Consider the following 7557-nt stretch of genomic DNA (forward strand, 5'->3'; position numbering starts at 1 on the left):
CAGGATGGGTGAGCAAGATGGCGACTCTTCGCGGAAATGCTCACGGACAGTGACGATTGGGACTTGACATGACTCTTTCCGGTGCGGATCTGGGTGTGGATACTGTAGTCACCGCCGCCGAATCTCGCGGGCCAGGGCGCGCTGCCACCTCGGCCAGGCGGGCAAGCTCTGCCGAGCGCACGCGGGAGTCCGATGGTTCACGGCGGGCTGTGGTGCGTCACGTGCTACCGCTCTATTCGGACGTATTGTCCGCGGAATTCGAACTCGACGTGCTCACCGCTCGCAAGGTTGGGGCCGCTTGGGCCGAGTCGGGCCGCACCCTTGCCCGTATGCTCGAGGCGACGAGTTCGCTGACCGCCGATCTGGTGGACCGGGCTTTGAACCACTGTGATCTTCAAGTGCCGGAACGCTATTGCGCGGCTGTTCAGAAGTTCAGTCGCGTGGGCAGTCAAGTGCTGATTGAGCTTACGCAGGGTTTCCGTCAGGCCTGCGTGGCGCCGCGGGCCGACGAGGAGCTCACCCAACGCCGGCGCGCCCAGCTGTTGCTGGCCGGAGAGGCCGGCTTTCCGGCCGGTATCGGCTACGCGGTGGTCGCCCTATCGACCGGCGGTCAGGATCCGACCCGGGTCGACGCGGCGTTTCAGGCCGAAGGTGGTGAGCACACGCTCAGCTTTCTCGCCGAAGAAGGCGGCCACGTACTGCTGCACGCAACTGACGAAGCTGACGCGATCGGCCGGGGCCGGCGAGCTTTGGCCGCGCTCGAGCCAATCAGCAGGGCGGCTTTGGTCTGGTCGGGAGAACGAGGTGTCGCGGAGTCGCGGGCAGTCGCCGACGACGTGCTCGCGGAGACGCAAGCCCTCGGTCGCGAGCCTGGGCTGCACTTGCTCGACGACGTCTTGCTCGAGTTCGCGGTCGCTCGCGACCCCCTGATCGCCAACGTCCTCCTGAAGGTGATCGACCCCTTGCTCTCCCAGCCGTTGTTGTGGGAGACGCTGCAAGCCATCATCGAAGAGAACGGTAACCGCGGCCGGGTCGCCGATCGCCTGGTGCTGCACCGCAGCACCGTCGACTACCGGCTGCAGCGGATCGCGCAGCAGACCGGCCATTCTCCGTGCACCATCCGTGGCCTGCGAGTGCTCGCGACGGCGTCCGCCCTGCACCGGCTCGCGGAGGTGCGCAGCCGGTGCACCGGCGTTGTGAGCTGACTCCGGTCGCACCGGCAACCCGATACTGACGTATGCGATAGTGAAGGGACATCTGTTGTCTGAATCGGTCAGCGAGCCGTCGTTCGCCGTGATCACCGGCACTCAAGTGCGTGCGGTTCTCGAAGGCGACGAACAATCGGTCGTCTCGATTATCGAAGGCGCCTATCGCTTGCACGGTGCGGGCAAGACGGTGAATCCTCCGTCGTATTTCCTGCGTTTCCCGGATCGTCCGTCGGACCGGATCATCGCATTGCCGGCATCGCTGGGAGGAAACGCCGCGGTAAATGGAATAAAGTGGATCGCCAGCTATCCGGGAAATACCGCGGCCGGAATCCCCAGGGCCTCTGCGGTGCAACTCTTGAATGATCCTGAAACTGGATACCCCCTTGCCGTCCTGGAAGCATCGGTGATCAGTGCCACGCGCACGGCTGCCTCCGCGGCACTGGCGGCCGACCAAATATCCCGGGCTCGCAATGTGTGGCCCAAGCGGATCGGCTTCTTTGGCAACGGATTGATCGCCCGTTACATTCACACGTACCTCGAGCGCACGGGCTGGCAATTCGATGAGATCGGTCTCTACGACACCGACGCTCGGTCACTCGACGGCTTCCAGTCCTATCTCGAGCGGAGTGAGTCGCCGGGAACGATCGTGCGGCACTCAAATCCTCGATCCATCGTCGAGAACTCCGACATGATCGTCTTCGCCACGGTTGCCGGGGTCCCGCACGTATCCGAACCAGGATGGTTCGGGCATGCCCCGTTGGTGTTGCACATCTCTCTCCGGGATCTGTCGCCGGCAGTCGTCTTGAGGGCGCGCAACATCGTGGATGACGTCGATCACTGTCTGAAGGCCGGTACATCATTGCATCTCGCGGAACAGGATATCGGAGATCGCCACTTCGTTCATGGGACTTTATGTCAAGTGCTGGACAAAGAAGTCAGCTTGCCCGCTGATCAAACCGTGATTTTTTCACCGTTCGGTCTGGGAATCCTTGACTTGGCCGTCGCCAAGCACGTTTACGACTACCTGACGAAAGAGGGTAACCTCAGGACCGTCCCTGGCTTCTTCTCCGATCTGAATCGATTTGGTGACGGATAGCACTAGCTGGTTGTCATGCCACTTGTCGCGGAACAATCTTCGCAATTGAATGAATCTTCTGGTTTGTTGAACCCTTTCGGATAACCTGTCCAGTACCTGCGGCCCAGCGTGCTGCGTGAACTGTTTTGTCAGAAACTCTTGGTGGTTCAGATGAAGATTGTTTTCGCGGCCGCGATCGGTGAGGCCAACATACGGACGCTCGTTCCGACCGCGCTTGCGGCCGAACGTTCCGGGCACCAGGTCACTTTCGCCTCGACTGAGAGAAATCTCGAACGTCTGTGCCACTACGGGCTCACTGTCGTCGACATGGCTCCTGGCAGGGATGTGGCGGGCGTGCACCGGCGGCTGATCGAAGAAAGAAATATGCCCGGTTTGTCGTCGCAGGACTGGAGTGAGCGGCGAGCGGCCGGATGGGCGAAGATCGCGGACCTCACCTTGGACGGCATGCTGGAAGTGATCGAGCGCCATCGTCCGGACGTGGTGATCTACGAGCCTTATCACGTCGCTGGCCTGGTTTCTTCGGTGCTCAGCGGTGTCCCATCGGTGCTCCACGGTACTGGTCTGCCGATGCCGACATTCGGCGGCGCGCTGGCTGTGATGGAGCGGGGTATCGCTGGTGCGTCTCCGACCGCCACGATTTCGATCTGCCCCGGCGGGCTGGCGGGCCGATCCCACGACGACAACTGGGCCATGCGTTACACCCCGTGCAGCGTGTCCTCCGCGGGCATCCCGGGACCGCCGGCACAGTTCGAGAAACCCCGTGTGTGCGTGGTGCTTGGTGCGGGGCCGCTGCAGCCCCGGTTGCTGCGCATGGCCGGTCTGGCACTGGCCGGCTCGGAAATGGAAGTCGTCATGGAGACGGGCAACTGCGGCACCGGCGGGATTCCTCAGTCCGTGATCGCGGTTCCGTGGCTCTCTCTCGCGCGCGTGTTGCCCACGTGCGCCGTCGTGGTGCACGACGGCGGCACGAGCGTGACGTTCGACGCAATGGCCGCCGCGGTTCCACAGGTAGTCATCCCCTGTGCCGCGGATGACGTCATGAACGGTGCGGCGGTCTTCGAGAGTGGCGCCGGGGTAGTCGTGCCGCGGAGCGAGGCAAATCCCACGCGCATTCGCGAAGCTGTCTTCGAAGTAATTCTCAACGCCAAGTATACCATCGCCGCACGCAGGTTGGCGGCGGAGAACCTTGCGCGTCCGGAAGCCCAAAAGATAGTCAAGAAATTTCTGAAGATCGTCGACCACTCATAGCTTTCGAAAGTCGACGTCCGCGCTCATCGGTAGCCGTACAGGGCGGCAAGATTTCCGTAGCGCTCGGAGAACAGCTTCTCGTGGTCCGCAGTGAACTCCTTGCGCCAGGAACCTGTTTGCCCCCGATGGAAGGTGAAAGAGCGGGGATTGAAGAGGCGGGAAGCGACAACAGAAGGATTGATGTCGGTGCCGAGAAATTCGACCAGCCGGGTGACGCCGGCGAGTTGCGCCACTTCGGAGCCGCCACCTGCGGAGCCCACCAGATCTTCGAACGAAAGTGCGCAAACCTTCGGATGATACCGGAGCCATAGTGCACGCTCAAGTCCGTCTATGCCGGGAAAAGACGAGTCGCGCAACGCGAACGCCAAACGTTCCGCGGTGGTGGGGATTTTCTGCAGGAGTTCGGCGTACGCCTGGTGGATCGGCAGTTCGACCAGGTCCGCCCGGCGATGCGTGGCCAAGAAATTGACCATGGACAGCACCATGTCCCTGGGATCTCGGTAGTTGAATACGATCCTTGGCTCTCCGGTCTCGATCCACTCGTCCAGGAACACTCGATCTACGCGGTTCAGGGCGAGCTCCGGCAGGAACCAGCAAAGGCCTGCCGGGGTGTCGCGGAACCTGTGAGCGGCGTCGGATGTCAGAGCGTGGGTTGTCAGCGCCGTGAGGGAATCGTCGGTTACCGCGGATGGGCGTTCCCTTAGCCCCAAATGGATTTTCCAGCTTTCCAGAAGAGCGTCTCCGGCCTGAGCGGTCGTTCGCTCGATCAGGGTCTCGTCCCTTGAGTCGACCGGGTTGCTCAGTTCGTCTTCCGGGTAGACCGCCCGCAGAAGTTTTCGTTCGATCCTCCTGGTGAAGGCCGGATTCTCCACGAATTTCCCAGGTTGTCGGCCGAGTCGGCCGATGAGCGAATACCCGAGCGCGGTCATCGCTTCTTTGAGCAAATGTGTTCCTGATCGTTGCAGGGAAACCACCACCACGCGGCCAGCCGTCCGTGAAGCGGGCTCGTTGGGCACATGGTGCTCGGCCGGACTCTCGGTTCTGACGAAATTCACGTGACTGCGATCCTGTCGTCGACCAAACTGGCTGGGGATGTCGAAATCATCAGGCGCCCCCACTGGTAGAACGCGGTGAAATGTCGTGCGCCAAGTCTGCTGCCTAAATTCTCGGTGGAAGAACGTCCAGCGTCGAGCGGAGTTCCTCGGTTGCGCGGGGGAGCCCGCAGTCGCGTGGCCGAGTACTCAAGTTCGGCGGATAGCCAACTCTTGGGCAAGGAGTTGTAATTCTACTCTTGCGCCGTTGCTGGCGAAACTCGAGACGGGACGTCATCAGCTTGCGCGCCTTGAGTGAGGAGCCGAAGATGCGTGCTGTTCTGTTCAAAGAGTTCGCCACACGAGTGACCGAGAGCCCGAACGCCGTTGCCGTCGCTTGCGGTACGGAACAAATCGGCTACGCAGCCCTCGACCGGGCTTCTGATGCCGTCGCCACCGTATTACTCACCGAGGGATACGGTGCCGGCAGCGTTGTGGGGACCGCCATGGCCCGCGGGGTGGGCCTGATCGTCGGCATCCTGGGCATCTGGAAGGCCGGGGCTGCCATGCTGCCCATCCGGTCCCGCGGAGTCGATGCCGCCGGGATGGAGAACCGCACCGACGCCGATGTCGACTTGGTGCTCGACGAACCGCTGGTCAGGGCATACGTCGCGCTCGGTGTGCGCGTGCCCTTGGCGCCGGTCGAGCCTGGTGACGCCGCCTACGTCCGCCGCACCTACAACTCGGACGGCCGTTCCAAGGCCGTGGCGCTGGACCACCGACGCATCGCCGGCCGGGTGCGTGTGACGGCTGAGGGCTACCGGCTCGGCGCTGCGGACGGCCTGTTGCACCTCACCTCGGGCGACTCACACACCTTCTTCTGGGAGGTCTTCGCATCGCTTGTCACCGGAGGGCGCTTCGTCTTCGATGCGCCCAGAGCGGCGCAGGACCCGGTGGGGACGATCGACAGCGTCCTGCGGCACCAGGTGACGGTGTTGCGGGTGGTGCCCGACGCGCTAAGACAGCTGGTCGCTCAGCCGTCTTTCGGGTCCTGCACGTCGCTGCGCCTGCTGTTCATCATGGGCGGACCGGTCGATGCCGAGCTCCGTCGGCGAGTGCTCGCCGAACTGAACGTGGAATTGGTGTGTCCTCGGGGGTAGTCGCCGCGGCCGTCTCAGCCGGCCCGCTCCGAAGTCGACCCGAAAACGTGCCGGGCGAAGATCATCGCGACAGCCAGCAAGACACTCATCATCACCAGCGCGACCGGCGCCGGGTGAACCACGGCAAGACTTGATCCGCTGTCGGCCACGGGATTGCCCCACAACCGCCGGCAGGTGGTCGCGACTGTGCTCACCGGGCTCCATGACGCCAGAACCCGGAGCCACGGCGGAAGGCCGTCCGGCGGGACGAAGGCAGTCGAAAGAAAGGAGCCCGCGACCAGCACCAGACCGGACAACGAGTTGACCGTCGACGGTCCCCGGAACCACAGCCCGGCCAGAATGCCCGCCCACGACATGAGAAACGTCAACATGAGCAGCAGGCAGAATCCGCCCAGCGCCGGCAGAAACCCGGTGTGGATGCGCCAGCCGAGGAACCAGCCGACCCCGGAGGCGACGACCATTCCGGCCGCCGTGAGCAGCAGGTCACAGAGAGACTGCGCCATCAGCACCGGGATTCTTTTGATGGGCAGCGAGCGGAACCGGACGAGCATGCCGCCACGCAGGTCGTCCGACATGGCGATAGCGCTCGTTCCGAAGCAGGTCAGTGCGACCTGCGCACCCACCCCGGCCATCATGAAGTCGAGGTAGCCGACACCGCCCGGCAGCACGATCGTCTTGTCGAGCAGGTAACCCAGCACGAAGACCATCGTCACGGGGGTGAGCGTGACGGCCAGCAGTTCGCCAGGAGAGCGACGGAGCCGTTGCAACCGCCGTCCGGTCAGCGCGATTGTTTCGGTGAAGATCATGCGGGACGCTCCGATTTGCTCTTGCCGGTGAGGGTCAGGAAGACGTCGTCGAGTGAAGGGCGGCGAACGGCGAATTCCGTCACGGCCAGACCGGCGCGGTCGAGCGCGGCCGCCGCCGCGGCGATCGTGGCCATGCCGTCGGCCAGGGGGAGCGAGATGCGCCCGCCGTCGCGGTCCACCTCAGGATTGTCGGCGGCGATGTGCGCGAGCGCCGCCAGCGCGGCCGGGACCTGAGCCGGGATCTCCAGCGAGATACCGAGCCATTCGCCGCCGACCTTGGATTTCAGCTCTTCTGGCGTGCCCTCCGCGATGACCGCACCGGAGTCGAGGACGACTATCCGATCGGCGAGTTCATCGGCTTCCTCGAGGTACTGGGTGGTGAGCACCACGGTGATGCCGTCGCGTGCCTGTTCCCTCACCTCGTCCCACAACAGCTGCCTGCTGCTCGGGTCCAGGCCGGCGCTCGGCTCATCGAGGAAGAGCACCGCCGGGCGCGTCACCAGGCAGCAGGCGAGGTCGAGCCGGCGGCGCATGCCACCTGAGTACGTCTCGACCATCCGGTTCGCGGCCTGCCCGAGATCGAAGCGCTGCAGCAGCTCCTCGGCGCGTTGACGGCTTTTCCGCGCACCGAGGTGCCACAGCTTGCCGAGAAGGACGAGGTTTTCCCGGCCGGTGAGCCGAGTGTCGAGCGCGGCGTACTGCCCGGCGACGGCGATTCTGCTCCTGACCTCGTGTGGCTGGCGGGCCACGTCGAAGCCGGCGACCCGGGCGAACCCTCCATCGGGCCGCAGCAGCGTCGTGAGGATGCCGACCGTTGTGGTCTTACCGGCACCGTTGTGGCCCAGCAGGCCCAGTACCGTACCGGCGGGCACGGTGAGATCGACACCTCGGAGAGCCTCGTGGCCTCGGTAGCGCTTGCGTAACTGGTGGGTTTCCACGACCGCGTCCACGCCAGCCTCCTTCCTGATGTTGGCAGACGACGGGAGCTTCGCGCTATCCGCCTTGGCA

General features: G+C 63.9%; 7 protein-coding genes. 4 read left to right on the top strand and 3 right to left on the bottom strand.

Features of this window, described 5'->3' with window-relative positions; translation table 11 throughout:
- Positions 1–221 precede the first annotated feature (221 nt).
- The 3 genes from QMK34_RS09610 (at position 222) to QMK34_RS09620 (ending at position 3552) form a co-directional block, all read left to right on the top strand.
- The gene (locus tag QMK34_RS09610) at positions 222–1205 is read left to right on the top strand and encodes a helix-turn-helix domain-containing protein (protein WP_326413351.1); all 984 of its coding nucleotides are present in this window, start codon (positions 222–224) and stop codon (positions 1203–1205) included.
- 55 nt (positions 1206–1260) lie between these two features.
- Entirely contained in the window at positions 1261–2304 is a 1044-nt protein-coding gene (sbnB, locus tag QMK34_RS09615; RefSeq protein ID WP_326413352.1) for a 2,3-diaminopropionate biosynthesis protein SbnB, read from the top strand.
- A gap of 150 nt (positions 2305–2454) precedes the next feature.
- Positions 2455–3552, top strand: coding sequence for a glycosyltransferase (locus tag QMK34_RS09620; RefSeq protein ID WP_326413353.1), 1098 nt, complete (start codon positions 2455–2457; stop codon positions 3550–3552).
- A gap of 23 nt (positions 3553–3575) precedes the next feature.
- On the opposite strand, the gene QMK34_RS09625 is transcribed toward QMK34_RS09620, so the two are convergent.
- Positions 3576–4607, bottom strand: coding sequence for a hypothetical protein (locus QMK34_RS09625; RefSeq protein WP_326413354.1), 1032 nt, complete (start codon positions 4605–4607; stop codon positions 3576–3578).
- Between the two features lie 305 nt (positions 4608–4912).
- Between QMK34_RS09625 and QMK34_RS09630 the strand changes: the two genes are divergently transcribed.
- Positions 4913–5743, top strand: a complete 831-nt coding sequence (locus tag QMK34_RS09630; RefSeq protein ID WP_326413355.1) for an AMP-binding protein — start codon at positions 4913–4915, stop codon at positions 5741–5743.
- A 14-nt stretch (positions 5744–5757) separates the two neighbouring features.
- Here QMK34_RS09630 and QMK34_RS09635 read toward each other — a convergent pair whose 3' ends face one another.
- Positions 5758–6549: an ABC transporter permease gene (locus tag QMK34_RS09635; protein WP_326413356.1), complete on the bottom strand. Its 792-nt coding sequence runs from the start codon at positions 6547–6549 to the stop codon at positions 5758–5760.
- Positions 6546–7499, bottom strand: a complete 954-nt coding sequence (locus tag QMK34_RS09640; RefSeq protein WP_326413357.1) for an ATP-binding cassette domain-containing protein — start codon at positions 7497–7499, stop codon at positions 6546–6548. The genes QMK34_RS09635 and QMK34_RS09640 overlap by 4 nt, the downstream gene beginning before the upstream one ends.
- Positions 7500–7557 lie beyond the last annotated feature (58 nt).

Source organism: Amycolatopsis sp. H20-H5, from assembly GCF_035828755.1.
Classification (GTDB): domain Bacteria; phylum Actinomycetota; class Actinomycetes; order Mycobacteriales; family Pseudonocardiaceae; genus Amycolatopsis.